The 24,528-nt window shown below is 72.1% G+C and carries 19 protein-coding genes and 1 pseudogene; 11 read left to right on the forward strand and 9 right to left on the reverse strand.

Annotation, left to right across the window (positions count from 1 at the left end; genetic code table 11):
• The first annotated feature begins 258 nt into the window (after window positions 1–258).
• The 3 genes from CHC05_RS01955 to CHC05_RS01965 all read left to right on the forward strand — a co-directional run bounded on the left by CHC05_RS01955 (window position 259) and on the right by CHC05_RS01965 (window position 5,084).
• Window positions 259–1,986, forward strand: coding sequence for a peroxidase family protein (locus tag CHC05_RS01955; protein ID WP_089243974.1), 1,728 nt, complete (start codon window positions 259–261; stop codon window positions 1,984–1,986).
• Window positions 1,987–2,164: 178 nt separating this feature from the next.
• Window positions 2,165–3,694 (forward strand): alpha/beta hydrolase domain-containing protein, encoded by a 1,530-nt coding sequence (locus CHC05_RS01960; protein WP_089243976.1) that lies wholly within the window; start codon window positions 2,165–2,167, stop codon window positions 3,692–3,694.
• Window positions 3,695–3,743: 49 nt separating this feature from the next.
• Window positions 3,744–5,084 carry a diacylglycerol/lipid kinase family protein gene (locus CHC05_RS01965; protein WP_245870615.1) on the forward strand — a complete coding sequence of 447 codons (1,341 nt, stop codon included), beginning with the start codon at window positions 3,744–3,746 and terminating at the stop codon, window positions 5,082–5,084.
• On the opposite strand, the gene CHC05_RS01970 is transcribed toward CHC05_RS01965, so the two are convergent.
• From CHC05_RS01970 to CHC05_RS02000, 7 genes are all read right to left on the reverse strand, one after another.
• Window positions 5,065–5,520: a hypothetical protein gene (locus tag CHC05_RS01970; RefSeq protein ID WP_089243978.1), complete on the reverse strand. Its 456-nt coding sequence runs from the start codon at window positions 5,518–5,520 to the stop codon at window positions 5,065–5,067. The two genes, CHC05_RS01965 and CHC05_RS01970, sit on opposite strands and share 20 nt — an antisense overlap.
• A gap of 163 nt (window positions 5,521–5,683) precedes the next feature.
• Window positions 5,684–6,019 carry a heavy metal-binding domain-containing protein gene (locus tag CHC05_RS01975; protein WP_218824388.1) on the reverse strand — a complete coding sequence of 112 codons (336 nt, stop codon included), beginning with the start codon at window positions 6,017–6,019 and terminating at the stop codon, window positions 5,684–5,686.
• Between the two features lie 51 nt (window positions 6,020–6,070).
• A complete protein-coding gene (locus CHC05_RS01980) occupies window positions 6,071–7,378 on the reverse strand; it encodes an N-acetylmuramoyl-L-alanine amidase (protein ID WP_089243982.1) in 1,308 nt (435 codons plus the stop codon).
• Window positions 7,379–7,485: 107 nt separating this feature from the next.
• Window positions 7,486–7,785 carry a hypothetical protein gene (locus CHC05_RS01985; RefSeq protein ID WP_089243984.1) on the reverse strand — a complete coding sequence of 100 codons (300 nt, stop codon included), beginning with the start codon at window positions 7,783–7,785 and terminating at the stop codon, window positions 7,486–7,488.
• Window positions 7,782–8,159, reverse strand: a complete 378-nt coding sequence (locus tag CHC05_RS01990; RefSeq protein ID WP_089243986.1) for a DUF1622 domain-containing protein — start codon at window positions 8,157–8,159, stop codon at window positions 7,782–7,784. The genes CHC05_RS01985 and CHC05_RS01990 overlap by 4 nt, the downstream gene beginning before the upstream one ends.
• 138 nt (window positions 8,160–8,297) lie before the next feature.
• Entirely contained in the window at window positions 8,298–9,800 is a 1,503-nt protein-coding gene (locus tag CHC05_RS01995) for a sensor histidine kinase (protein ID WP_089243988.1), read from the reverse strand.
• Window positions 9,797–10,501 carry a response regulator transcription factor gene (locus CHC05_RS02000; protein WP_089243990.1) on the reverse strand — a complete coding sequence of 235 codons (705 nt, stop codon included), beginning with the start codon at window positions 10,499–10,501 and terminating at the stop codon, window positions 9,797–9,799. Before CHC05_RS02000 ends, CHC05_RS01995 begins: the two co-directional genes overlap by 4 nt.
• Window positions 10,502–11,180: 679 nt before the next feature.
• On the opposite strand from CHC05_RS02000, the pseudogene CHC05_RS02005 reads away from it, so the two are divergent.
• From CHC05_RS02005 to CHC05_RS02025, 5 genes and pseudogenes are all read left to right on the forward strand, one after another.
• Window positions 11,181–11,987: pseudogene (locus CHC05_RS02005) on the forward strand (MIP/aquaporin family protein); the annotation flags it as partial.
• A 207-nt stretch (window positions 11,988–12,194) separates the two neighbouring features.
• Window positions 12,195–13,712, forward strand: coding sequence for a glycerol kinase GlpK (glpK, locus tag CHC05_RS02010; RefSeq protein WP_089243994.1), 1,518 nt, complete (start codon window positions 12,195–12,197; stop codon window positions 13,710–13,712).
• A gap of 68 nt (window positions 13,713–13,780) precedes the next feature.
• Window positions 13,781–15,484, forward strand: a complete 1,704-nt coding sequence (locus CHC05_RS02015) for a glycerol-3-phosphate dehydrogenase/oxidase (RefSeq protein ID WP_218824389.1) — start codon at window positions 13,781–13,783, stop codon at window positions 15,482–15,484.
• A 70-nt stretch (window positions 15,485–15,554) separates the two neighbouring features.
• Window positions 15,555–16,790, forward strand: a complete 1,236-nt coding sequence (locus CHC05_RS02020) for an MFS transporter (RefSeq protein ID WP_089243998.1) — start codon at window positions 15,555–15,557, stop codon at window positions 16,788–16,790.
• Window positions 16,791–16,799: 9 nt separating this feature from the next.
• On the forward strand, window positions 16,800–17,777 hold the full coding sequence (locus tag CHC05_RS02025) for a Gfo/Idh/MocA family protein (protein ID WP_179266012.1): 978 nt from the start codon (window positions 16,800–16,802) through the stop codon (window positions 17,775–17,777).
• On the opposite strand, the gene CHC05_RS02030 is transcribed toward CHC05_RS02025, so the two are convergent.
• Window positions 17,744–18,301, reverse strand: a complete 558-nt coding sequence (locus CHC05_RS02030) for an ABATE domain-containing protein (RefSeq protein WP_144022447.1) — start codon at window positions 18,299–18,301, stop codon at window positions 17,744–17,746. The two genes, CHC05_RS02025 and CHC05_RS02030, sit on opposite strands and share 34 nt — an antisense overlap.
• 19 nt (window positions 18,302–18,320) lie before the next feature.
• Between CHC05_RS02030 and CHC05_RS02035 the strand changes: the two genes are divergently transcribed.
• From CHC05_RS02035 to CHC05_RS02045, 3 genes are read left to right on the forward strand one after another with little or no spacing between them, the layout of a single operon-like run.
• The gene (locus tag CHC05_RS02035; RefSeq protein WP_179266013.1) at window positions 18,321–19,514 is read left to right on the forward strand and encodes an MFS transporter; all 1,194 of its coding nucleotides are present in this window, start codon (window positions 18,321–18,323) and stop codon (window positions 19,512–19,514) included.
• A 38-nt stretch (window positions 19,515–19,552) separates the two neighbouring features.
• Window positions 19,553–21,049, forward strand: a complete 1,497-nt coding sequence (locus tag CHC05_RS02040; protein ID WP_089244002.1) for a GMC family oxidoreductase — start codon at window positions 19,553–19,555, stop codon at window positions 21,047–21,049.
• Between the two features lie 21 nt (window positions 21,050–21,070).
• Complete coding sequence (locus tag CHC05_RS02045) at window positions 21,071–23,305, forward strand: FUSC family protein (RefSeq protein ID WP_089244004.1); 2,235 nt, start codon at window positions 21,071–21,073, stop codon at window positions 23,303–23,305.
• Here the strand turns inward: CHC05_RS02045 and CHC05_RS02050 are convergent.
• Window positions 23,295–24,521, reverse strand: coding sequence for a D-arabinono-1,4-lactone oxidase (locus CHC05_RS02050; protein ID WP_089244006.1), 1,227 nt, complete (start codon window positions 24,519–24,521; stop codon window positions 23,295–23,297). The genes CHC05_RS02045 and CHC05_RS02050 overlap by 11 nt on opposite strands.
• Window positions 24,522–24,528: the final 7 nt, after the last annotated feature.

Raw genomic sequence — 24,528 nt, forward strand, 5'->3', positions numbered from 1 at the left:
CAGTGTTAGCGCTAACAACAATGTCGTCAAGACCTCGCACCGACATCTTGCGGTCACGGTCTCGTAACAAGGCAAACGCTGGTGACGCGCTCCCAGGGCAGACAACAGCGCAGGTGTGAGCGTTAACAGCAATTGCGACTCGACGGACACCGAGCGTGACAATGCGCTCTACCCAACATGGACGGACATGTCCGAATCGGCAGCCTGTACGGATCGCGGGACAGCGTGACGAGGGTCGATGCGACTAGCCTCTGGCGGATGGGCTGGTTCTCGCGGGCCTACGGCCGGTTCACCGGCTGGGTCGACCGCCTCGTCGGCTGGCAACGGCTGCCGCGACCGCTCGGCCTGGCCGTGCTGGTCGGCCTGCGCGACACGTTGCGCCGCTCCAACCTGCACGACGCCGGCGGCACCCCGACGGCCGCGCCGTTCGTCGCCGCCTGGACCACCCAGCGCACCGCCGACGGCTCGTGGAACGACCTCGACCAACCGGCGATGGGCATGGCCGGCGCCCGGTTCGGCCGCAACATCCCGCTGCGGTCGGTGCTGACCGGCGATGCCCGCGAGGTCCTGACACCCAACCCGCGCACGGTGAGCCGCGCACTGCTCACCCGCCGGTCGTTCAAGCCGGCGCCGAGTCTCAACGTGCTGGCCGCGTCCTGGATCCAGTTCATGGTCCGCGACTGGTTCACCCACGGCCACGGCCCGGCCGCCGACGCGTGGTCGATCCCGCTCGCACCCGACGACCCCTGGCCGGGCGGGTCGCTGACCATCCCCCGCGTCGCCGGCACCGACAACCTGCACACGCACTGGTGGGACGGCTCGGTGCTCTACGGCAACAGCGTCGCCGAGCAGCGGGCCGCCCGCACGGGGTCCGAGGGCAAGCTGCGCGTCGGCGCCGTGCGGCCCGTGCTCGCCGACGGCGGACGCGACCCTTCCCAGGAGCCCGGCTTCTGGCTCGGCCTGGTGATGCTGCACGACCTGTTCGCCCGGGAGCACAACGCGATCTGCGACCGGCTGCGGTCCGACCACCCGTCGTGGGGCGACGAGGAGCTCTTCCAACGCGCCCGGCTGGTGCTGGCGGCGCTGCTGGCGAAGATCCACACGGTCGAGTGGACGCCCGCGATGATCAGCCATCCGACCACGGTGACCGCGATGCGGGCCAACTGGTGGGGGCTGGCCGGGGAGCGGGTCCGGCGCGGGTTCGGTCGGATCAGCGCGAACGAGGCGATCAGCGGGATCATCGGCTCGGCGACCAACCATTTCGGCGTGCCGTTCACGCTCACCGAGGAGTTCGTCGCCGTCTACCGGATGCACCCGCTGATCCCCGACGACTACGAGGTCCGTGCGGCGTTCGACGACGCGCTGATCCGGCGCTGGAACCTGCGCGAGCTGTCCGGGCCGGCGGCCCTCAAGGTCGCCGCGGGCAGCCGGATGGCCGACCTGTTCTACTCGTTCGGCATCGCCCACCCGGGCGCGCTGGTGCTCGACAACTTCCCGCGCCTCCTCCAGGAGTTCGAGCGGCCCGACGGCCGCCTGGTCGACCTGGCGGCGACGGACCTGCTGCGGATCCGGGAGTTGGGTGTGCCGCGCTACAACGAGTTCCGGCGGCTCATGCACCTGCGTCCGGCGACGAGCTTCTCTTCTTTGACGGGCGATCCGCTGGTGGCGGCCCGGCTGCGCACCGTCTACGGCGACGACATCGAGAGCCTCGACCTGATGGTCGGCATGTTCGCCGAACGGCCGCCGCGCGGGTTCGCCTTCAGCGACACGGCGTTCCGGGTCTTCGTGCTGATCGCGTCGCGCCGGCTCAACAGCGACCGGTTCTTCACGCGCGACTACACGCCGGCCGTCTACACCCAGGCGGGGTTGGACTGGGTCGCCGACAACACGATGGTCTCGGTGCTGTTGCGGCACCATCCGGAGCTGCGGCCGGCGCTGCGCGAGGTCGCCAACGGGTTCGCGCCGTGGCATCGGGTGGGCCGCTGAATACAATCCAAAACATTTGTCGAAACCAATCAGACTTCTATTCGTACGATTGAAAGTTCCGAATAGGTACGCCTATCTTTTGGTCATGCGAACCCGTCTCCTCGCAGTCCTCGCGTTACTAGTCGGAATTGTCGCCCCTATCGCCCCCGTCGCCGCGCCGGCTTGGGCTGCCGGCTCCGTGCCCGTCCCGGCGGTCAGCGGCCCGATCGCGGCCACCACCGCGGTCGGCGACCCCGGCCACGGCTATCCGTTCCTGGCCACCGACGTCGACCTCCCCGCCGCGGGCTACGTCGAGCAGGAGTTCTTCGTCAGCGGCACGGCCGCCCGCTACGCCACGAGCGGCACCGCCACCGCGACCGCCGTCAGCACCGGGCACCCGTACGCCACCCGGATCGTGGTCCGTCGCCCGGTCTCCCCTGGCGCGTTCAACGGCGTCGTCGTGGCCGAGTGGTACAACGTCAGCAACCAGTGGGACCAGGAGGTCGACTGGTTCCAGTCGCACGAGCACTTCCTGCGGTCGGGCTACGCGTGGGTGGGCATCTCCGCGCAGCGGGCGGGCGTGCACTCGGCGACGGGGCTCAAGGCGTGGAGCCCCAGCCGGTACGGCACGCTCGACGTCACCGCCGGCGGCACGATCAACGACGACTCGCTGTCGTACGACATCTTCAGCCAGGCGGTCCAGGCGGTGCGCTCATCGGTCTTGGGCGGGCTTCCTCGGCCGAAGCTGGTGATCGCCACCGGCCACTCGCAGTCGGCGGGCCGGCTCGCCACCTACTACAACGGCGTGCAGCCGCTGGCCGGCGTCGTCGACGCGGTGGTCCTGCACGGTGGCGGCGGCGTGCTGCGCACCGACCTGACCACCAAGGTCTTCCGCATCAACTCCGAGGGCGACGTGGCCAGCGGCATCCTCTCGGCGGCGGCCCGTGCCCAGGCCGACTCGCCGGTGCTTCGCGCCTGGGAGGTGGCCGGCGCCTCACACGGCGACTGGAAACTGATCACCGACTACGGCCCGCTACGCAAGCGCGACATCGGCACGTACCCGGGTGGTTTCCCGGGCGAACCCCAGACCTGCGCGCTGCCGTCGCTGTCCCGGGTGCCGCAACACATGGTCCAGAACGCGGTGTACGACCACACGGTCGCGTGGGCTCTGCGCGGGGTAGAGCCACCGACGGCGCCTCGCATCTCCATGAACGGCACCGCGGTCGCCCGCGACGAGCTCGGCCTGTCACTCGGCGGCATCCGGCTCGCGCAGCAGGAGGTGCCGGTGCGGGTCAACAGCGGCAGCAACTCGGGGCCGGGCTTCTGCTTCCTGGACGGCAGCTCGCTGCCGCTGACGGACACCCAGCTCGCGGCGCTGTACCCGACGGTGCTGTCCTACGCCTCGCCGTCGGTGACCGCGACCGCTTCGGCCGTGCGCGCGGGCTACGTGCCGCGCTCGGTGAGCCGGGACCCGGCCTGGTACTCGGACCTGCGCTACCTGATCGACGACCACGCGGCCGCCGGCCGCATCCCCGCCCGGGTCGCCACCGACCTCCGCGCGAGCCTGGCGCGAGCGGAGCGGGAAGGCACCGCGGGCCACGACCTGACGGCGATCGTCCACTTGGCCCTGGTCTCCCTGCAAGCCACCCTCCGGGTGCCGGACCCAGCCACGCGCGCAGCAATCCTCCGCGAAACCTCGGCGCTAACGGGAGTGCTGGCCCTGACGTAGGCGCGGTTGTGGATACTTGGAATCCGAAATTGGCGTAAAATCGGTCGATATGGTGATGCAGTCGACGGCCCCGCCACACGCGGGGTCGTCGCTGCTGCATCGGTGGTTGGCCCGAGCGGCGTTCCTGGCCGTGTTGGCCGCGTTCGCGGTTCCGGTGGTGGTAGCCGGGGCCAAGGGCAGCGTCGCGATGGTGCTCATCGCGGCCGGTTGCCTCGTCGTCACCGTCGCCGCCGTCTGGTGGTTCCTGGCCCACTCGGGGGTGCTGCGCTGGCTCGCCGCCGCGCTGCTGGTGGCCGCGCCGCTCGCCGTGTTGTTCGTCTTCGCTCTGCACCACCTCGTCTGGGTCGCCGCGGTGTCCGCCGGGCTGCTCGTCCTCGGCGGCGTTTCTGGGCGCCGCGCGCTCACCCAGGCCGCGCGGGCGCCGCACGAGACCGCCACTCCCCCGCCCCGCCAGCCCTTCCTGATCATGAATCCGCGCTCCGGTGGCGGCAAGGTCGGGCGGTTCGACCTCGCGGAGAAGGCCCGCGCGCTGGGCGCCGAGGTGGTCCTGCTCGACACCAACGGCACCACCGACGTCGCGGCGCTCGCCCAGGACGCCGTGCGGCGCGGTGCTGACCTGCTCGGTGTCGCGGGCGGTGACGGCACCCAGGCCATCGTCGCCGGGGTGGCCGCCGAGCACGACCTGCCGTTCCTGGTCATCTCGGCCGGCACCCGCAACCACTTCGCGCTCGATCTCGGCCTCGACCGGGACGATCCGGCCGCCTGCCTCGACGCCTTGACCGACGGCGTCGAGATCAGGGTGGACCTGGGCGACCTCGGCGGCCGGACGTTCGTCAACAACGCCTCGTTCGGCGTGTACGCGGCCATCGTCCAGAGCGACGCCTACCGCGCCGACAAGGCCGGCACCGCGCTCGCCCTGCTCCCCGACCTGCTCACCCAGGAGGTCGGGCCGCGGCTCAGCTTGCGGGTCGGCGGCACCGTGTGCGCGGGACCGCAGGCGGTCCTGGTCAGCAACAACCCGTACACGGTGGACGATGTCGCGGGTCTCGGCCACCGACCGCGGCTCGATCGCGGCCGGCTGGGCGTCATCGCCGTCACGGTCGAGTCCACGGCCGACGCCGTCCGGTTGCTGCGCGGTCGCAACGCCGCGCCGGTCACCCTGCGCGTCGCGCACGAGGCGGTCGTCGAGGCCGGCGGCGCGCCGGTGCCGGTGGGCGTCGACGGCGAGTCACTGCTGCTCGACACGCCGCTGGTCGCCCGGATCCGGCCCGGCGCGCTGCGGGTCAGGGTGCCGCGGGACCGGCCGGGCGTACGCGAGGCCCGCGCCGCCCTCGACTGGGCCCACCTGGGACGGCTGGCCCTCTCGGGGCCTACACGCAGACGTTCTTGAGGGATGTCGGGATGCCCTCCAAAGTGGGCATGCTCTCCGCGAGCGGGCGCTTGCTCAGCGACGAGATTGTCTTGGCCGCATCCGTGATCGCCGTCTTGACGTCGGCGTTGATGTCCTGTTTCGACAGCAGGTCGAGCTGGTAGCCCCACCACTGCATGGTGTCGTCGACGGTCTTCTCGGCGGGAGCAGCGGCCTCGCCCTCGCTGCCGCCGTCACCCAGCTTGTCGAGGGCGGCGGCGAGGTCCTGGAGTCTGGCCTCGCTGTCGGCGATCGCCTCGTCGCAGGCCGAAGCGGTCACGACCGCCTTGTCCTCGGCCTTCACCTCGCCGGACCCGGACCCGGACCCGGCCGAGGCCGCGTCACCGTCCGAACCGCACGCGGCGGCCCCGAGTCCAACGAGCCCGACAACGAACACCGTCGCGATACCGCGCCGCATACCAGCCGCTCCTAGATACTGGGATTCCGAGCGGCCAGGCTAGCTGATCATGACGGTCCGACACCTTCGAGCGTGAACAATCCCACGGCCCCTGACCTGCTGTAACTGCGACGACACACGCACCGACGGGGTCGCTGGACCAGCGCGCACGGCAGTCGCGTCGTTACACCGGCGTAACCTGAGCGGCGGTACCGTACGCCACGATCTCGGACAGTCCATTGCCGATGTCGGACGAGTCGAAGCGCACCCCGATCACCGCGTTGCCGCCGAGCTCGTGCGCGTGCCCGACCAGCCGTTCGAACGCGGTGTGCCGCGCGGCGTCGACCACCTGCGTGTACTCCGGGACCTCGCCCTGCCGCAACGCCTTGAGCCCGCCGGTCACCCCGCGAACCACGCCGACGCTGCGCACGATGATCCCCCAGGCGATGCCGTACGTCCGTTCGACCCGATAGCCGGGCACCTCGAACGTCGTGGACGCCAGGAACTCCGTCGTCGTCATGCCTACCATCCTGACCCGCACCGCCCGGCCGGGTAGGCGGTTTGGCCCAGCTCAGCAGCGCGGCACGCCGGGGATGAATCCGTTGTGGCCGGTCAGCACGAACGTGTCGGAGACCCAGCGGCCCGTGCCGATCCGGTTCCACACGTTGCTCGTGCCGAACGTGCCCGTGACGGTCGTGCCGGTCGCCTGGCACCAGACGGTCACCCCCGCGCCGTCGGCCACCGAGCCCACCACGGCGTAGCCCGTTCCCGGTCCACTTCGGACATTAAGGTTCGTGGACGCGGTGTCGACGGTGCCGCTGCCAGTGCCCGTGACGCCGTTGACGAGCTGCAGATAGTACGTCCAGTTCCAGTGCGGGCCCGGATCCGTGTGCGTCGCGCCCGGCACCTCGCGGTGGCCGATGATGTGGGAACGGTCGCGCGGGATGCCGTACTTCGCGGTCAGGTTGCGGGTCAACGCGGCCGACGCCCGGTACATCGCGTCGGTGAACCAGGCCGGGTTGTCGACGAACCCCTCGTGCTCGATGCCGATCGAACGCGTGTTGTAGTCCCAGTTGCCCGCGTGGTAGCCGATGTCCTTCTCCCGCACCGACTGCGTCACGGCGCCGTCCGACGAGCGGAACGTGTAGTGCGCGCTGACGTTGGACGCCGGGTTCTGGAACCAGGCGATGCTCCCCGCGTACGAGCCCTGCGTCACGTGGATGACCACGTAGTCGATCGGGTAGCTGCTCTCCCGGCTGGACACGGTGTAGTTGCCCGGGTCCGCGGGCGCCCAGACCGCCGGCGCGTAGTCGGCACTCAGGACGCGGGCGTCGCCGGTGCCCCAGGCGGGCACGTCGGCGAGCTTGCCGCGATCGGGCGTGACCGGTCGGGGCGCGACGCCCACCGCCAGCCGGTCGTACACCGTGTCGGCGAACAGCCGCGCCACCTGGTCGTCGACGGCCCCGGCGAACCTCGCGACCGGGAGATACCAGCGGTCGAGGTCGGCGCGGCCGATGGCGTCGAGCCCCGCCGCGTCGGCGTAGGAGCGCAGCACCGCGGCGGCGCCGGCCACGTTGGCGGCCTCGCTGGTGCGCAGCTCGGCCCGGGACCGGCCGGTCAGCGCCGCCGCCTCGGACAGCGTGTGCACCACGGCGTTGTCGGCGAGCTGCATGATGCCGTGCGCGCCCGCGCGCCCCGCGGCCCGATGGTCAAGCCTGGACTGAACGAAACCCAGTGCGATCAAAAGCTCCGGGGGTACGCCGTAACGCGCGGCCGCGGCGGCGAAGGAGCGCTCGACGGTGGTGGCGGCGGACGGGGCGGCCGGCACGGCGACGAGGCCGACCACCAGCGCGGCGGAGAGCAGCAGACGGCGAACCATGGCGGCACCGTATACGGTGATGCCTATCTATGTAAAGGATGTCCAGCCTAAGGGGTGGCTACGTATATTTCCTTCAAAAAAATCGCTACAATCTACGCGGTCGAACGTCAGTCGGCCTTCCCCGCGCGGCCGGGCCGGCGGGGCATCGGCGCGAACAGGCCGCCCGCACCCGTCTGCAGCGACCAGGTGATCAGGTGCCGCACCGCCAGCACGATCCCCGCCGACAGCGCCCGCAGGTAGGTCGGGTCCGCGGCCAGATGCAGCAGCCCGGCGACGGTAAGGAAGTCCAGCAGCACCGCGAGCGCGGCCATCGGCTTCCGGGTCGCCGCCAGGCTCGCCGCGGCGACGACGATGCCCATCGCCACGGCGACCGCGCTGGCGGCCTCTGTGACCTCGCCCAGGCTCACGTCCGCGACACCCGGTCGTCGCCGCGGCCGGCCGCCAGTTGGCGGCGCTCCTCGTCGATCTCGCGGCGCAGTGTCCAGTTGAGTGCCGTGCGGATGGCCGCGATCGCCGCGAGTTGGCCGATGTCGCTGAACGATGGTGAGATCGCGGTGCGCAGGATGTCGCCGGCCAGCTGGAACTCGAGGCCGAGCGTGAGAATGCGGCCCAGGTCCAGGCGGACCTGCACGAAGGAGGTCGTGTCGCGGTCGCGCAGCGTGAGCCACAGCAGCCGGCCGAAGGCATAGGCCGCCCCTACGCCGATGATGATCGCGCCGCCCGCCTCGACGATCGTGACGAGCACGTTGACGGCGTCGCTGACCCGCTCCTCGACGCTCACCCGTCAACCTACTCATCGCCGCGCCGGCTCCCGCCGGCATCCACGACGCCAGTCACCCGGACGGGTGATCTTCGCGAGGAAGGACCGCGACGGTCACCGGGCGAACCCCTGCCGCTCGCCGGTGACCGCCGCGGCCGACTAGGGCGGGTTCCGGCCGTCCTCGGGGAGCAGCACCCGGAACGTGGCTCCGCCGCCTGGGGTGGGGTGCAGCTCCACCCGGCCGCCGTGGCTGGTGACGATCGCGGACACGATGGACAGCCCGAGTCCGGAGCCGCCGCTGCGCCGGTTGCGGCTCGGGTCCGCGCGGTAGAGGCGTTCGAAGACCCGCTCGGCGTGCTCCACGGGCACGCCCGGCCCGCCGTCGGACACCTCCAGCACGGCCAGCGGGCGGTCGGCGGGCACCTCCCCGACCGCGGCGGCGGGCGGGACGCCGCCCGCACCCGGCAGCCGACGACCGACCCGGACCACCACCGCCGCCGGGGCCACGCTGTGCTGCAACGCGTTGGCGACCAGGTTGGTGGCGACCTGCCGCAGCCCGTGCTCGTCGCCGAGCACCGTCACCGCCTCGAACGGGGCGTCGTCGCCCGCGCCACCCACGGCCGCCAGTGTGACCGGGCGGTCCGGCTGCCGGGCGTGCGCGTCGCGGATGGTGTCGGCGGCGATGGCGAGCAGGTCGACGGGCTGCCGCTCGGGGCGGCGTTGCAGGTCGAGCCGGGCAAGCTGGAGCAGGTCCTCGACCAGGAGGCCCATTCGGGCCGCCTCGGCCTCGATCCGGCCCATCATCTCGTCGAGCCGCGGCCCGGGCACCGCTCCCCCGCGCCGGTAGAGCTCGGCGAAGCCGCGGATCGAGGTGAGCGGCGTACGCAGCTCGTGCGAGGCGTCCGCCACGAACTGGCGCAGCCGGCGCTCGGACGTGGTCCGGGCGGACACCTCGGCCTCGATCCGGTCGAGCATCGAGTTGAGCGCGATGCCGAGCCGGCCGGGCTCGGTGTGCGGGTCGGCGTCCCGGACCCGCCGCGACAGGTCGCCGCCGGTGATCTCGGCCGAGGTGCGCTCCATCCGGGTCAGCGGCCGCAGGCCCATCCGGACGACCAACGCCGCCACGACCGCCAGCAGGGCCAGGACCACCAGCATCACCACGACGTCGATGGCCAGCAGCAGGTCCGCGGTGGCGTCCACCGCCTGCAGCGAGGCGCCCGAGACAATCAGGGTGCCGTCCCGGTTGGCCACCACGAGCAGCCGCCACGTCATCGTGCCGTCCACGGCGTTCACCGTGAACGGCTCGCCGCCGGCCCGCTCCAGCAGGGCCGCGTACGTCGGCAGATCCGGTGAAGGCACTCCCGCGGCGACGGCCAGCAACGGCGCCTCACCGTTGGGCGGGACCAGCGCCATGGCACGGTCCACGTCGAACCGCCCGCGCGGGAACGGGTTCGGTGGCGGCGGGGTCTCCCAGGTCCGGCGCTGGCTGGCGCCCTGGCCCATCGCGTGGAGCTGCTCGTCGATCCGGTCGGTGAGGTTGCGGCGCAGCAGCGCGAGCCCGATCGCATTGGCGATCAGCAGCGCGAACGCGGTCAGGGTGGCCACCGCGACCACCAGCCGGGCGCGCAGCGTCCAGTGCCGCCAGCGCCGCGCCCGGATCATTCCTGTTCCCGTGGCAGGCGCAGGGCATAGCCGACGCCGCGGACGGTGTGGATCAGCGCGGGCCCGCGGGCGTCGATCTTCTTGCGCAGGTAGTACACATAGGACTCGACGATCCTGCCGTCGCCGCCGAAGTCGTAGCTCCACACCCGGTCCAGGATCTGCGCCTTGCTGACCACCCGGCCGGCGTTGACGAGCAGGTAGCGCAGCAGCTTGAACTCGGTCGGCGACAGGTCGACCAGCCGCCCGCCCCGGCGCACCTCGTGCGCGTCCTCGTCGAGCTCGACGTCCGCGTACCGCAGCACCCCGGGATCCGAGTCGGCCGCGTGGCTGCGCCGCAGGATCGCCCGGATCCGCAGCACGACCTCCTCCAGGCTGAAGGGCTTGGTGACGTAGTCGTCGGCGCCGACGGTGAGCCCGGAGATCCGGTCCTCGACGGCGTCCTTGGCGGTCAGGAACAGCACGGGCACACCCGCCCCACCGCCCGCGCGCAGCCGCTGCGCCACTTGGAACCCGTCGAGGTCCGGCAGCATCACGTCGAGCACGACCAGGTCGGGCCCGAAGTCCTCGGCTGCGGTCAGCGCCTCGAAGCCGCCCGACGCCACCCGCACGTCGAAGTCGACCAGCCGGAGCGTGGCGGAGAGCAGGGCGCAGATGTTGGGCTCGTCGTCGACGACGAGCACCCGGGTGGCTCGAGCTGGCACACCGTATCTCTTACGGGTCGAGGATCGGAACTGCCTGGGAGCGCGCTAGGAAGAGGCTGTGACAACGTCCCGGCCGTCGATGTGTGCCACGGTGGCCAGCGTGTCCGGTTCGTCGCGCGCACCGGCCGCTACCTGCGCGGGAAGGGCGCCGGGCACACCGCCACCCACGGACACCGGCACCGCGGGGTAGGTACGCGATCGTGACCCACAGCAGACTCTCAGCGGACCGCCACACCGGCCGCGCCAGCCGTCTCGGGCACCGCCGGTCACCAACCATTGTGGATGAAACTGATCCGGACTCCCGGCACTGGCCGGCCGGTTAGCCTGACATAGGTGATCCGTTGCGGCCGTCATTCGCGCCGCCGGAATTCGGGCGAGACCTCGCATCTGCCCCACTATGCCGTAAAAAAAGAGCAATTCTCGTGTTTAAAGCCGTTGGCCGTGGCCCTATCGGAGGTCCCGTGCTTGACTGACGTTGAGAGAGGGCGAATCCGAATATTCAGACATAGCCGTTAGTTACGTGTCTATTCCCCGGTTGGGGCCTTCATCCTTTTTGTTGGCCTTGAGGCGCGCTCCTGGCGGTGACTGCCACCAACGATTCGCCAGTTCGCACTGTTGGGGGGCTAAAGCTGTGGCTGGAATTCGAGGAATTCTCAGCAGACAGAACATCGCGGTCCAGATGATCGCAGAGTTCCTGGGCACGATGATTCTGATTCTGTTCGGTGTCGGCGTGGTCGCACAGGTAGTGGCCGGTGGTTCCGGCCTAGGTGACCACGACAGCATCGCGTGGGCGTGGGGCCTCGGTGTTGTGCTCGGTGTCTACACCGCGGCACGCATCTCCGGCGCCCACATCAACCCGGCCGTCACGATCGCGTTGGCGGCGTTCCGCAAGTTCCCGTGGAAGAGCGTGGTGCCGTACATCATCGCGCAGGTGGCGGGCGCGTTCGTGGGCGCGCTGCTCGTGCGGTGGGCGTACAACTCGGTGCTGCACAACTTCGACCCGGGCCTGACCGCCAAGTCCCAGGGCGTCTTCTCCACCCTGCCCGGTAACGGAACGTTGCCGGTCAGCCTGTGGGGCGGCTTCCTGGACCAGGTCATCGGCACGGCGATCCTGGTGTTCCTGGTCTTCGTGCTGACCGACCGTCTCAACGACCCGCCGCTCTCGAACCTGACACCCTTCATCGTGGGTCTGGTCGTTGTGGCGATCGGTATGGCGTGGGGTACGAACGCCGGTTACGCCATCAACCCGGCTCGTGACTTCGGGCCCCGATTGGCGTCCTACATCACCGGATACGGAACGGCGTGGCGAGATCAGTACAACCAGCTCTATTGGTGGGTGCCGATTGTCGCTCCGATCATCGGTGGCCTCATCGGTGGTCTGATCTACGTGACGCTCATCGGTCGGGTTCTGCCGTACCTGCAGGGCACCGAGGCGCCTGCCGGCCGCGGCGGCGAGATCGAGACGCCGGTGGACGCGAGCGGCGAGGCGCAGACGAACACACCGCGCGGCGAGCGGGGCTACATCGAGCCCACTCGAGGCGAGCCGGGCCGACCCGACCGAGGCTTCGATCCCGGCACAGGGCGCATCGATCCGGGAGATCCACGAGATCCCGGTTCCGGCCCAGTGGATCCGGGGCCCGGCCCCAACACGAGGTAGGCGACCGGACCCACAGACCCGGAAGGAACGACTGAGATGGCGGATTACGTAGGCGCTATCGACCAAGGCACGACAAGCACGAGGTTCATGATTTTCGACCACGAGGGGCGCGAAGTCGGTCGCCACCAGGTCGAGCACGAGCAGATCCTGCCGCAGGCCGGGTGGGTCGAGCACGACCCGCTCGAGATCTGGCAGCGCACGCAGGAGGTGATCACCACGGCGATGTCCCGGCAGAACCTCTCGGCCAGCGACCTCGCCGCGGTGGGCATCACCAACCAGCGCGAGACGACCGTGGTCTGGAACCGCCGCACCGGGCGGCCCTACTACAACGCGATCGTCTGGCAGGACACCCGGACGGACCGGATCGCGGCCGCGCTCGATCGCGACGGCCGGGGCGACGTCATCCGGCGCAAGGCCGGTCTCCCGCCGGCGACGTACTTCTCCGGCGGGAAGATCCAGTGGATCCTCGAGAACGTCGACGGGGTCCGCGAGGCAGCGGAGAACGGTGATGCGCTCTTCGGCAACACCGATGCCTGGGTGCTGTGGAACCTCACCGGCGGACGGGACGGCGGACTGCACATCACCGACGTCACGAACGCCAGTCGGACCATGCTGATGAACCTGGAGACGCTCGACTGGGACGACGAGCTCCTCTCGTTCTTCAACATTCCGAGGCAGATGCTGCCCGAGATCCGGCCGTCGTCGGACCCGAACCTGTACGGGATGACGAAGGCGGACGGCCCGTTCCGTGGCGAGGTGGCGCTTCCCGCGTCGCTCGGCGACCAGCAGGCGGCCACGGTCGGCCAGGTCTGCTTCGCCGTCGGCGAGGCGAAGAACACCTACGGCACGGGTAACTTCCTGCTGCTCAACACCGGCAACGAGGTGGTCCGGTCGAAGGCCGGCCTGATCACCACGGTCTGCTACAAGTTCGGCGACCAGGACCCGGTGTACGCACTGGAGGGCTCGATCGCGGTGACCGGCTCGGCCGTGCAGTGGCTGCGCGACCAGCTCGGCATCATCAAGAACGCATCGGAGAGCGAGACCCTGGCGCGCAGCGTCAAGGACAACGGGGGCGTCTACTTCGTACCCGCGTTCTCCGGTCTGTTCGCACCCTATTGGCAGTCCGACGCGCGGGGCGCGATCGTCGGCCTGTCGCGGTTCAACACGGCCGCACACCTGGCCCGGGCGACTCTGGAGTCCATCTGCTACCAGTCCAAGGACGTGGTGGAGGCGGCCCAGAAGGACTCCGGTGTCACGCTCGACATCCTCAAGGTGGACGGCGGAATCACCGCCAACGACCTGACGATGCAGATGCAGGCCGACGTCCTGGGTGTGCCGGTGAGCCGGCCGGTGGTCGCGGAGACTACCGCGCTGGGCGCCGCGTACGCCGCCGGCCTGGCCGTGAAGTACTGGAACTCGGTGGAGGAGCTGCGGGCGCACTGGCACGAGGATCGCCGCTGGACGCCCGAATGGAACGACAACCAGCGCGCCGAGGGTTACAAGATGTGGAAGAAGGCCGTCGAGCGAACCATGGGTTGGCTCGAGGTCGACTGATGTTCCAACCGGGGCGCCGCCTGCGTACGCGCACGCGGCGCCCCACCGCATGACAGCAGGAGGTTGACGTGGAGGCCGTGGCCCTTTCCGCAGCACAACGCAGCCGGGCCCTCGCCGGTATGGCCGAGCGCGAACTCGACGTCCTGGTCGTGGGTGGAGGTGTGGTCGGCGCCGGCTGCGCCCTCGACGCGGTCACGCGTGGCCTGTCGACCGGGTTGGTCGAGGCGCGCGACTGGGCGTCCGGCACGTCGAGCCGCTCCAGCAAGCTGATGCACGGCGGCCTGCGCTATCTGGAGCAGTTCGAGTTCGGGTTGGTTGCCGAGTCCTTGCGGGAGCGCGGTCTGCTCCTGCAACGGATCGCGCCGCACCTGGTGCACCCCGTGCAGTTCCTTTACCCACTCAAACACCGGATCTGGGAGCGCCCGTACGTGGGCAGCGGCCTGATCCTCTACGACACGATGGGGCTGACGTCCGGCACCGCCCGCGGCGTGCCGCACCACAAGCACCTGACCCGCCGGGGCGCGCTCAAGGTGGCGCCCGGGCTGAAGCGGTCGTCGCTGATCGGCGCCGTGCAGTACTACGACGGCCAGGTCGACGACGCCCGGCACACCATGAGCGTGGTCCGCACGGCGGCCAGCTACGGCGCGCTGGTGGCCAACCGCGCGCGGGTGGTCGACTACCTGCGCGAGGGCGAGCAGGTCGTCGGCGCGCTGGTCGAGGACCTGATGACCGGCGCGACACGCGAGGTGCGGGCCAAGGTGGTGATCAACTCGACCGGCGTCTGGACCGACGACACGCAGCAGCTCGCGGACACCCGTGGTGAGTTCCACGTGCGCACCTCGAAGGGCGTGCACTTCACGGTGCCGCGGGACCGGATCCCGATCGACACCGGGCTGATCCTGCGTACGGAGAAGAGCGTCCTGTTCGTCATCCCGTGGGGCCGGCACTGGCTGATCGGCACCACGGACACCGACTGGGAGCTCGACAAGGCCCGGCCGGCGGCCACCGCGACGGACATCGAGTATCTGCTGGAGCACGTCAACCGGGTGCTGGTCAGCCCGTTGACCGAGGCCGACATCGAGGGTGTCTACGTCGGACTGCGCCCGCTGGTGGCCGGCGCCGCCGAGTCGACCAGCAAGCTGTCCCGTGACCACTCGGTGGCCAGCCCGGTGCCGGGCATGGTCGTGGTGGCGGGCGGCAAGTACACCACCTACCGCAAGATGGCCGAGGACACCGTCGACCTGGCGGTGCGGCAGCTCGAGCAGGAGAACGTGCCCGAGTCGCCGACCAAGGACATCCCGCTGGTCGGTGCCGACGGCTACAAGGCCCTGTGGAACCAGCGGCACGAGCTCGCCGAGGCCTGGGGGCTACACGTGCACCGGATCGAGCACCTGCTCAACCGGTACGGGTCGCTGATCTTCGAGCTGCTGAGGCTGGTCGCGCAGGACCGCGGCCTGGCCGAGCCGCTGCCGGGCGCCGACGACTACCTGCGGGTGGAGGCGATGTACGCGGCCAGCCACGAGGGCGCGCTGCACCTCGACGACGTGCTGGCCCGGCGCACGCGGGCGTACTTCGAGACGTTCTCGCGTGGTGTCCAGGCGGCACCGGACGCGGCCCGGCTGATGGGCGAGGTGCTCGGCTGGACCGACGTCGACGTGGACCGCGAGGTGGCCGCGTACGAGCAGGCCATCGAGGCGGACCGCAAGGCACAGGAGGCACCCGACGACGCGGCCGCCGACGCGGCCCGGCTCGTCGCGGTCGACCTGGGCTGAGCACCGGAGTCAGGGCCCCTCCTCGACGAGGGGCCCTTTCTCCGGCTTCAACAAGCTGTATAGTACAGCTATGTCATCGGCACCGACCACCAACCCGTTCAAGCAGCCCCGCGCCGTCTGGGCCGTGGCGTTCGCCTGCGTCGTGTCTTTCATGGGCATCGGCCTCGTCGACCCGATCCTGCCGGCGCTCGCCGACGACCTGCACGCCACGCCGAGCCAGGTGTCCCTGCTGTTCACCAGCTACCTGGTGGTTACCGCCGTGGCCATGCTGATCGTCGGCGCCGTATCCAGCCGGATCGGGGCCAAGCGCACGCTCGTGGTCGGCCTGGTGATCATCGTGGTGTTCGCCGCGCTCGCCGGCGCCTCCGACTCGATCGGCGGGATCGTCGGCTTCCGCGCCGGCTGGGGCCTGGGCAACGCGCTGTTCATCGCGACCAGCCTCGCGGTCATCGTCGCGTCGGCCAGCGGCGGCTTCGCCGGAGCCATCATCCTGTACGAGACGGCGCTCGGCCTGGGCATCGCGGTCGGCCCGCTGCTCGGCGGTGAGCTCGGCAGCATCAGTTGGAAGGGCCCGTTCTTCGGCGTCTCGGCGCTGATGTTCATCGCCCTGGTCGCGACCGTCGCGTTCGTGCCCGCGCTGCCCAAGCCCGCGCGGCCGACCAGCATCGCCGCGCCGCTGCAGGCCCTGCGCCACCGTGGGCTGCTCATCATGGGCCTGACCGCGCTGCTCTACAACTGGGGCTTCTTCACGATGCTCGGCTACGCGCCGTACCCGATGGAGCTCGAGGCCCACGAGCTCGGCCTGGTGTTCACCGGCTGGGGCCTGTTGGTCGCGCTGTTCAGCGTGTTCTTCGCCCCGCGCCTGCAGGCGCGGTTCGGCACCGCCAAGGTGTTGTACGTCAACCTGGCCGCGCTCGGCATCGTGATGACGGTGATCGGCGCGGGGGTGGACAACCCGACCACGGTGATCGTCGCGGTCATCGTCAGCGGCGCCTTCATCGGCATCAACAACACCCTGACCACCCAGGCGGTCATGCTGGTCTCACCGGTCGAGCGCCCGACGGCATCGTCCGCGTACGGCTTCGTCCGGTTCATCGGCGGCGGCCTGGCCCCGTTCGTCGCGGGCAAGCTGGCCGACGCGTTCAACCTGTCGGTCCCGTTCTACCTGGGCGGCGTGGCCTTCGTGCTGGCGATCGCCGTGCTGGCCACCGGCCACTCGCTGATCGGCCGGGCCGAACGGGAGCTGGCCGCGCCCGTGGACGCCGAGGAGGTCGAGGCGGTCGGCGCGGCCGAGGTGCCGGCCTAGACTGCGGCCGTGCGCATCGGAGTGCTGGGCGCCGCGCGGATCGCGCCGGCGGCATTGGTCAGGGCGGCGGAGGCCGTCGACGGGGTCGAGGTCGCGGCGGTCGCGGCGCGGGATCGCGAGCGGGCGGCGACGTTCGCCCGGCGGCACGGCATCGCCACCGTGCACGGGTCGTACGAGGACCTCGTGGCGGATCCGAGCCTGGACGCGGTCTACGTGCCGCTGCCCAACGGCCTCCACGCACGGTGGACGCTCGCCGCGATCGCGGCCGGCAAGCACGTGCTCTGCGAGAAACCGTTCACCAGCAACGCCGCACAGGCGATCGAGGTGCGGGACGCGGCCGCCGGCACCGGGCTCGTGGTGATGGAGGCGTTCCACTACCGTTACCACCCGCTCGCCCGGCGGATGGCCGGCGCCGTCCGGGAGGGTGAGCTCGGCGCGATCGAGCGGGTGGAGACCTCGATGTGCTTCCCGCTCCCCCGCTTCCGCGACATCCGCTACCAGTACGACCTGGCCGGCGGCGCCCTGATGGACGCCGGCTGCTACGCCGTGCACTGCCTGCGGATACTCAGCCCGGGCGAGCCCACGGTGACGTCCGCCCAAGCATTGACGCTGCGCCGGGACCCGCGGGTCGACCGGGCCATGACGGCCGAGTTCGTGCTTCCCGGCGGCGGCACCGGGCGGATCCAGGCCTCCATGTGGTCGTCGACTCTGCTGCGGATCCGCGCCCGGGTGGTCGGCACCCGCGGCACGATGTCGGTGTTCAACTACGCGACACCGCAGCTGCCCTCGCGGTTCTCGTTGACCGTCGACGGGCGGCGGCGCCAGGAGCGGTTCGGCGGCGAGCCGACGTACGTGCACCAGCTCCGCGCGTTCGTGGCCGCCGTCGACGGCAAGCACACCAACCTGACCCCGCCCAACGACGCGGTCGCGACGATGTCGCTGATCGACGCGATCTACGGAGCCGCCGGGCTGCCACTGCGGCCCTGAGCCGCGGCCCGGTGTGCGGCGACGCGGACCCGGCTGGCGCAGGTCGCCCCGCAGAACCGGCGGGCCGGGCCCGGGCCGACGCGGAGCAGCGCGTCCCGGCAGTCGCCGGCGGCGCACCGGCCGAGCACCCCCACGCCGTGCTCGGCGACCAGCAGCGCGAGCCCCATCGCCCCCGACGCGGCGAGCCACCCACCCCACGACGAACCCGGCGCGTCGACGTGCAGGTGCAACGGCACGCCGGCGTGGGCGGCCAGCCGCGGGCGGGCGCTGCTGGCCAGCATGGCGTTGAGCCGCTCGGCCAGCGCCTCCTCGGAAGCCGCCTCGAAGACGCCGTTGAACGCCTCCCGTGCGGCCAGTGCGTCACGCAGGTCGGCGGCGTCGACCTCGACCGGCTCCGGCTCGTCGTGCGCGCGCAACAACGCCGCCAGCTCGGTGGGCGTCGTCAGCAGGTCGGGATGGCGCTGACCCGGCGCCGTGTTGGCGAGCGCCGTCGCCAGGGCCGCCCAGCGCGAGAATCCGAACACGGCTGTTACGGTACTCCTCGTGCAACCCGTTACAGCCGCGACCCGCCGCCTGCTGGTGGCCGCGACCGGATCGAGGCTCGCCGACGAGGCGGCCGCCGTCGCGGTCGCGCTGCACGTGGTCGCCCGCACCGGGGACGCCGGGCTCGCCGGCCTGGTCGTCGCCGCCTTCGCCCTGCCGACGCTGGTCACCGGCCCGGTGCTGGGCGCCCTGCTGGACCGGCTGTGCGCGCCCCGCGCCCTCTTCCTGGCCAACCAGGTCGCGCTGGCCACCGGCCTGGCCGGCATCCTCGTGCTCGCCGGCCGGGCACCCGCCGTGGTGCTGATCGGCCTCGGCCTGCTCGCGGGCCTGACCGCACCGGTCCTCACCGGCGGCTACAGCGCCCTGGTGCCGCGCACCGGCGAGCGCGGGCTCGCCCGGGCGAACGCCCTCGACGCGGCCAGCTACGACGTCGCCGGACTGGGCGGCCCCGCGCTGGTCGCGGTGGTCGCCAGCCTCGCCGGCGCCGGCCCCGCGCTCGCCGCCACGGCGGCCGTGGCCTTCGTCGGGCTGGCACTGGTGGCCGGTGCGCCGATGCCCGGGCCCACCACGAACCCCGGCAAGCCGGCCGCGCCGCACGAGGGGCTGGTGCTGCTGTGGCGGGTGCCGGAGCTCCGAGCGACCACCGCCGCGACCACGATCGGCTTCGCCGCGCAGGGCCTGCTGCCGGTGACCTTCCCGCTGCTGGCCCTCCACTTCGGACACCCGGCCGGACACGGCGCCTGGTTCCTCACCGCGCTCAGCGCCGGCTCGCTGGCCGGTGCGCTCGCGTCGGCCCGGCTGCTGAGCCGCTTCGACCCCGTGCCGGTGCTGGCCGTCGCGCTCGCCGTGCTCGGGCTGGCGCTGGCCGGCATCGCGGCGACGCCGACCCTGCCGCTCGCGCTGGCGGTGGCCCTCGTGGGCGGCGTCGCGACCGGCCCGATGCTCGCCGCCACCCTCGCGGTGCGGCAGCGGTCCGTCCCCTCTGGACGCTACGGCCAGGTGGTCGCGACGGCTGCCAGCATCAAGGTCGGCGCGTACGCCCTCGGCGCCGCCGCCACCGGCCCGGTCACCGCCTGGCTGCCGCCGCGCGGCGTGCTGCTCCTGGTCGGCGCCGCCCAGCTCGTCGCCCTGCTTCCCCTGCGCGTCGCCGCGCGTTCCGCGATTCCCCGGACAGCCGGCCGCGCGGCGGCCTAACCTTGGACCCGACGGGCCGATCCCTTGGGAGGATCGCCATGCGCTCCTTCGACTACATCGTGGTGGGCGCCGGCACCGCCGGTTGTGTGCTGGCCACCCGCCTGTCCGAGGATCCCGACGCCAGCGTCCTGTTGCTGGAGGCCGGCACCGCCTTCCCACCAGCGCTCGCCCGTGACCCACTGGCCTGGCCCGCGCTGGCCGGCACCGAGGTGGACTGGCGCTACACCACCGTCCCGCAGGAGGGTGCCGACCGGCAGCCACTGCCGTATCCGCAGGGCCGGGTGCTCGGCGGCTCCGGGGAGATCAACGGGCTGACCCACGTGCGCGGCGACCCCGCGAGCTACGACGCGTGGGACGAGGCGGGCGCGATGGGCTGGACGTACGAGTCGATGCTGCCGTTCTTCATGCGCAGCGAGACCACTCTCGGCGGCGACCCGGCCTATCGGGGCCAGGCCGGGCCGGTGCCGGTCGACCAGCCGGCCCACACCGACCCGCTGTGGGAGGCGTTCTTCACCGCCGCGGTCGAGGCCGGGCACCATCCGAACCCCGACAGCAACGGCCCGAACGCCGAGGGCACCTCGTGGAACGAGGTGACGGTGCGGGACGGCGTGCGGCTCGGCGCCGCCGAGGCCTACCTCGCTCCGGCGGCGGCGCGGCCCAACCTGACCGTGCTGGCCGACGCGGCGGCGGTGCGCCTGGTGGTCGAGCACGGTGCCTGCCGGGGCGTCGCGTACCGGGTCGACGGGCACACCGGCGTCACGTACGCGGACCGCGAGGTGGTGCTGGCCGCCGGCACGATCGGCTCGCCACGGCTGCTGCTGCTCTCCGGCATCGGGCCCGGCGACCACCTGCGCGAGGTCGGCCTGCCGGTGGTCGCGGACCTGCCCGGCGTCGGAGGCAACCTGCAGGACCATCCGCGGTCGCAGGTCGCGTACGCCGCCAGCCGGCCCGTGGGTGACGGGACGCTGGCCCGCCGACCGCACGTGCTGGCCCGCTCCGGCGCCGGTCCGCCGGACCTCCAGCTCGCCTTCGTGGCGGAGCCCATCCATCCACGGTGGACGCCCGGCGACGAGCCCGGCTACTCGGTGGTCTTCGCCCTGATGTCCCCGGACAGCCGCGGCACGGTCCGGCTCGCCGGTCCGGACCCGTTCGAGCCACCGCTGATCGACCCCGCGTTCCTCACCGACGACGGCGACGTCGACCGGATGGTGGCGGGGCTGCGGGCGGCGCGGGACGTCGGCGACGCGCCGGCGCTGGCCGACCTGCGGGCCGCCGAGGAGTACCCGGGCGCCGGGGTGACGAGCACGGCCGTGCTCGCGCAGTACGTCCGGGACACGGCGACGAGCTCGTTCGACCCGGTCGGCACCTGTCGGATGGGCATCGACGGCGCGGCGGTGGTCGACCCGACGCTGCGGGTGCACGGGATCGCGGGCCTGCGGGTCGCCGACGCCTCGGTGATGCCGACGATCGTGTCAGGCAACGTGAACGCGCCGACCCTGGCCATCGCGGAGCGCGCCGCGAGCCTGATCGGCTAACCTCCGGTTTGTGGTGGTCTGGTGCGGTTGACGACCGGCGCCGTCAAGCGCCTCTGGACCGATGTCGCCGTGCGCCGGGCCGCCCGCGCGGCGGTCGTGGCCCCCAGCGTCTTCGCGATCGGCCTCGAGGTCATCGACAACGTCGCGATCGGCACGTTCGCCGCGATCGGCGTGTTCTGCCTGCTGCTGCTCGTCGAGTTCGGCGGGCCGATGCACGAGCGGATCGAGGCGGAGGTCGGGCTGATCGTCGCCGGCGGCGCGCTGATCGCCGTCGGCACGCTGATCTCCCGGCACGTCTGGCTGGCGGCCCCGCTCACCTTGCTGATCGCCTTCCTGATCCTGTTCTCCGGCGTGGTGAGCTCCGTTCTCGCCGGCGCCAGCATCTCCCTGCTGCTCGCGGTGATCCTCGCCGTGTCCCTGCCCGCTGGCCCCGACCAGGTCGTGCCGCGGCTGGCCGGCTGGGGCCTGGCGGCGGGCGCCTCGCTGCTCGCGGTCCGCTTCCTCTGGCCCGCGCCGGCCCGGGACCCGCTGCGCGCGCCCACGGTGGCCGCCTGCCGCGAGCTGGCCGGCACCCTGCACGCGGGCGCCGCGATCTGGCGCGGTGCCGGGCCGTCCGACGAGGGGTACACGGCGCTGCTCGACCGGGCCGACCAGGCCGTCACGGGGCTGCACCGCAGCTTCCTCGCGACGCCCGTGCGCCCGACCGGCCTGTCCACCTCGGCCCGCACCCGGGTGCGGCTGATCGACGAGCTGACCTGGATCCGCGACGTCGTCCGGCATCCGACGGCACGCACGGTGAGCACCGAGGCGGCCGCAGCCGGGAAGGACGCCGCCGGCGACGTGCTCGACGCGGCGGCCACGCTCCTGGAACGGCCGGAGACCTCACCCGACACACTGCACGCGGCCCATCGGCGGCTCGACGCGGCACTGAGCCAGTTGGGCCAGGAGACGACCACGACGCCGCCGGCCGGCCGGATGGCGACGTTCGTCAGCGCGCTCGCGCCGAGCTTCCGGGTGCAGGAGGTCGCGTACGCGATCCGCCTCGTGGCCCGCGACGTCGAGGTGAGCGTGGCAGCCGAGCGGCGCACCTGGGTCCAGCGGTTCCTCGGGCAGCAACCCGGCGGGCTGGCCGGGCCGCTGGCCACCGCGCGCGACCGGGCGGTGGCGCACCTGGAACGGCACTCCACCTGGCTGCACAACAGCCTGCGCGGGGCCCTCGGCGTGGCGGCGGCGGTCGTCGTCGTGCACTACACGGACGTGCAGCACGCGTTCTGGGTCATCTTCGGCACGCTCGCCGTCCTGCGCTCGAACGCCCTCGCCACCGGGCAGAACGCGGTGCGGGCCATCCTCGGCACGGTCGTCGGCTTCGTGATCGGCTCCATGATCCTGATCGGCTTCGACACCCACCTCACCGTGCTCTGGGCCCTGCTGCCGTTCGCGATCCTGACGGCCGGCGTCGCACCGGCGTTGATCTCGTTCGCGGCCGGGCAGGCGGCGTTCACCGTCACCCTGCTGATCCTGTTCAACATCATCAAACCGGCGGGCTGGCAGCTCGGCTTGATCCGGGTCGAGGACGTCGCGATCGGGGTCGGCATCAGCCTGTTGGTCGGGCTGCTGCTCTGGCCGCGCGGCGCGCGCAAGGAGCTGCGCAACGCGCTCGCCGCCGCGTACACCGACTGCTCCCGCTACCTGCACGCGGCGATCGCGTACGCGGCGTTGTGCTGCGACGGCACCGCGCGCCCGCCGGTGCCGACCGCCGAGGCGCAGCGGGCCCTGGCGGCGTCCCGCCGGCTCGACGACACGTTCCGCACCTACCTGTCGGAGCGCGGCGCCAAGCCGATGCCCCTCGCCCAGATCACCGGCCTGGTCAACGGGGTGGCCGGGCTGCGCATCGCCGCCGACGCGGTGCTCGACCTCTGGCAACGCGGGCGGCCCGCGGCCGGCGACCGCGCTGCCGCCCGGTCGCTGCTGCTGCGCACGAGCCGGGACGTCGGACGCTGGTACGCGGAGCTGGCCGACAGCATCGCCGGAGAGCGCCCCACGCCGGCCCCGGCACCGCCGGACCTGGTCGCCGACGGTCAGCTCGTCGACGCTGTGCAGCACGACCTGCGCAGCGGCGACGACGGAGCGACCTCGACCGCGGTGCGGGTCATCTGGACCGCCGACCACATCGACGCCGCCCGCCGGCTGGAGGTGAGCCTGGTCGAGCCGGCCCGGCTGGCCGAGGAGACCAAGCCGCACGCCGTCACGGGTTGAGCAGCTCGTCGACCATCGCGTTGCCGAACTTGCCGGTCGGGTCGGCCCGGGCCCGCAGCGCGCGGAAGTCGGCCATCCGGGGGTAGCTGCCGGCGACGTCGGTGGTGGCGAAGCACTTGCCCCAGTGGGGCCGCGCCCCGAGCGGCAGCAACGCGGCCTCGAGGTCGGGCAGCAGCGCGTACACCCGGTCGGCGTCCTTGACCCAGGTGAAGTGGATGCCGACCACGTCGGTGCCGTAGGCGGGACTCAACCAGAGGTCGTCGGCGGCGACGGTCCGGATCTCCGAGATCTGGAGCACGGACGCGATCCGCGGGCCGAGGGGCCGCAGCGCCGCGAACGCGTCCTGGACGGCCGCGCGTGGCACGAGGTATTCGGTCTGCAGCTCCTCGCCCCGGCTCGGGGTGAAGGCCAGCCGGAAGTGCGGCAGCCGCTCGTGCCACGGGCCGGGCGCCCCCTGCTGGCCGGTGACCGCCTCGGTGCTCCCGCCGGCCAGCATGTGCACGGGCTCGCCGGCCGCCGCGACGCCGAACAGCTCGGCCGGCAGCGTGCCACGGCTCTTCAGCCAGACCTGGGCGATCCGGTCGGTGTCCCAGTCGACGAACAGGCTCACGCTGTAGGCGGCGCCGGTCAGGGCGTCGAAGTCGGTCTCGACCAGCGACCAGGGCAGGTCCCGGTAGACCGCCTGCCGGACCACATAGGACGGCTCGACGTCGAGGGTGACCCGGGTCACCACGCCGAGGGCGCCGAGCGCGACGACGCTGCCGGCGAAGTCGGGCTCACCACGGGAGACCCGGCGCAGCGCGCCGTCCGGGCCGATGATCTCGACCGCGCGTACGCCGGCCGCCAGCGATCCCGTGCGGTCGCCGGAGCCGTGCGTGCCCGTCCCCACCGCCCCCGCGACCGAGATGTGTGGCAGCGACGCCATGGTCGCCAGGGCCCAGCCCCGCGCGTCGAGCTCGACCGCGACCTCGCCGTAGCGGGCACCGCCGCCCACCGTCACGGTCCTGGCGGCCTGGTCGAGCACCAGGTCCATCGGCAGGGCGGCGGTCGACAGCAGCAGGCCGGTGGTGTCGGCGATGCCGGTGAACGAGTGCCGGGTGCCCAGCGCCCGCACCCGGTCGGTGCCGGCGACCAGTTCCCGTGCCTCGTCGACGGTCACGGGACTGGCCACCCTGGCGGCACCGTACGCGTGGCTGCGTGCCCAGTTGAACTCCATGGGCACC

Source organism: Asanoa hainanensis (assembly GCF_900188485.1).
In the GTDB taxonomy this organism is placed as follows: Bacteria; Actinomycetota; Actinomycetes; order Mycobacteriales; family Micromonosporaceae; genus Asanoa; species Asanoa hainanensis.